Genomic DNA, 2,420 nt, shown 5'->3' with positions numbered 1-2,420 from the left:
AAAACTTGACGATCCTCGCGCGCTATTGGCGGAGCGTATCGAAACCATCGGCTCGCAGGAAAATACCAAGTGGACTTCTCTGCAACAACCGCAAAAAGAGAAAACTTGAGGATAGCCGCCGCGCGCTTTTACAATAACCATCATGCTGCGTGATTTTTTCCGCTCGCTGAAGACCCGCGAAGAGCGTCTGGCCTGGCTCGTGGCCATCGGCGCTGACGCGTTGCAATTGGCAGTCATGCCCTTGTTCGCCGAAGGAGCTCTCTCCCCTGCCGACGCCGTCCTCGACGCGGTGGTCGCGGTCGTGCTGGTCCGTCTGCTGGGATGGCATTGGGCCTTCCTGCCCACGCTGATGATCGAAGCTCTTCCCGGCGCCGACCTCTTTCCCACCTGGACGGCCGCCGTCTTCTTCGTGACCCGGCAGATGCACAACTCGGGCGAGCCTATCATCCTGCCGCCGGAGCATTCAAACCACACCCGGGCGTAGAGCGCGACTCCGAACTCATCGCGCTCACCGTACATTTGCGCAGCGAATAGACAGGTCGGCGCCTCAGTACCCCGCCAACTCCACCAGCGCGTCGTACACGTCATTCGCCTGGGGCAGGATTTCGTCCTCCACCTGCGGCTGGTAAGCGATGAAGGTGTCTTTGGCTGCGACGCGTTTCACGGGAGCGTCGAGGTTGTCGAACAGTTCGTCGGCAATACGCGCGGCGATTTCGGCGCCGTAGCCCCAGCTCAGCGTGTCTTCATGCGCAACGAGCACGCGATGCGTTTTGCTCACTGAGTTGGCAATCGCCTCCCAATCGTAGGGACTTAGCGTACGCAGGTCGATCAGCTCGACGCTGACGTTTTGCTCTCGCTCCATGCGTTGCGCGGCTTGTAGCGAGCGCGGAACCAGCGCACCGTAGGTGATAACGGTGATGTCGTGTCCTAGGCGTACCGTCTTGGCCTTGCCGAACGGAACCATGTAGTCCGGCCCGGGATACTGCGCCCGCCCGTAGGTCTCGCGGTAGAGGCGCTTGTGTTCGAGGAACATCACCGGATCGTCGCAGCGAATGGCCGTGCGCAGTAGGCCGTTGGCGTCGAGCGCGTTCGACGGAAACACCACGCGCATACCCGGCGTGTGGGTGAAGATGCTCTCCCCACACTGCGAGTGATAAATCGCGCCGCCGGTGAGGTATCCACCGATGGCGACGCGGATCACCGTTGGGCAGGAGAAGCCGTTGTTCGAGCGCCAGCGAATCGTGGGCAGCTCGTTGCGCAGCTGGTGCATCGCCGGCCAGATGTAGTCGAAGAACTGAATTTCGACCACTGGCTTCAGTCCGCGCGTGGCCATGCCCGTCGCCCGCCCCACGATGTTGGCCTCGGCCAGCGGAGAGTTGAACACGCGATCGGATCCAAACGCGGCCTGTAAGCCCGTGGTCAGCTTGAAGACGCCGCCCTTGCCCTTCACCTGCTTTTCGCGCAGGTACTCTTCACGGCTGCAGTCGGCCACGTCCTCGCCAAACACCACGATGCGCTGGTCGCGCTTCATCTCGTCTTTCAGGCAGGCATTGATGAGGTCGGCCATCGTCTTCTCGCCGCCGGTCGGCTTCGCGGGCAACGGCGGACGAATCGGCTCAGTCTCGAATGCCGCCGACGTGGGATCGAGGTACGGTGAGTACAGGTATTGCAGATACGTGCCGGGCTTGGGAAACGCTGCCGCCACCGCCTTGTCCGCGGCCTCCTGCACCTCGGCCGTGAGGTCGAGCTCCATCTCATGTAGCGCAGCTTCGTCGACGATGTCCTCGCTCAGCAGGTACGCCCGGAACTTCGGGATGGGATCGCGCGCAATCTCCAGCTTGCGCTCCGCTTCGGGACGGTACAGCTTTTCGTCGTCCGACAGCGAGTGCGAATACGGACGAATCACGTGTCCGTGCACCAATGCCGGGCCGTTGCCCGCGCGCACATACTCGATGGCCGTCTTCAGCACGGCATAGCTTGCCAGTACGTCGGTGCCGTCTACCTCGGCAAGATGAAAGTTCGGGAAACCCTGCACCAGCTTGCTGATGTTCCCGCCCGCGGTGTTCACTTCCACCGGCACCGAGATCGCGTACTCGTTGTCCTCGATAAGAAACAGCATCGGCAGCTTGCGGTTCGACGCGGTGTTCAGCGACTCCCAGAACTCGCCTTGGCTGGTGGTGCCGTCGCCGGCCGAAACATAAGTGACCTCGTCGCCGTGAAAGATGACGTCCTTGAACTGGCGATAGTCGCCTATGAACTTCTCGGCCGAGCCGGGATGCTGATTGAAATACCGTCCCGCTTCCGCACAGCCGACGGCCTGCAGAAACTGGGTGCCCGTCGGTGACGAGCCGGTGACGATGTTCAGCTTGGGATTGCTCCAGTGCGACGGCATCTGTCGCCCGCCCGACGCCGGATCGTCG

2 protein-coding genes are annotated in these 2,420 nt (G+C 62.0%); one reads left to right on the top strand and one right to left on the bottom strand.

The window, feature by feature from the left end; translation table 11 throughout:
* The first annotated feature begins 142 nt into the window (after positions 1 to 142).
* On the top strand, positions 143 to 484 hold the full coding sequence (locus tag VKF82_03725; GenBank protein HME81170.1) for a hypothetical protein: 342 nt from the start codon (positions 143 to 145) through the stop codon (positions 482 to 484).
* Between the two features lie 63 nt (positions 485 to 547).
* On the opposite strand, the gene VKF82_03720 is transcribed toward VKF82_03725, so the two are convergent.
* On the bottom strand, positions 548 to 2,420 hold a 1,873-nt coding region (locus tag VKF82_03720; protein HME81169.1), incomplete at its 5' end, for a dehydrogenase E1 component subunit alpha/beta.

It is taken from the genome of Candidatus Eremiobacteraceae bacterium (assembly GCA_035314825.1).
Classification (GTDB): Bacteria; Vulcanimicrobiota; Vulcanimicrobiia; order Eremiobacterales; family Eremiobacteraceae; genus JAFAHD01.
Note: the sequence above shows the minus strand (reverse complement) of the source record. Positions and strands in the feature narration are given on the sequence as shown.

Bases quoted from the DNA above. Each gene is read 5' to 3' on its own strand.
- VKF82_03725 (HME81170.1), top strand. From the start codon at position 143: ATGCTGCGTGATTTTTTCCGCTCGCTGAAGACCCGCGAAGAGCGTCTG.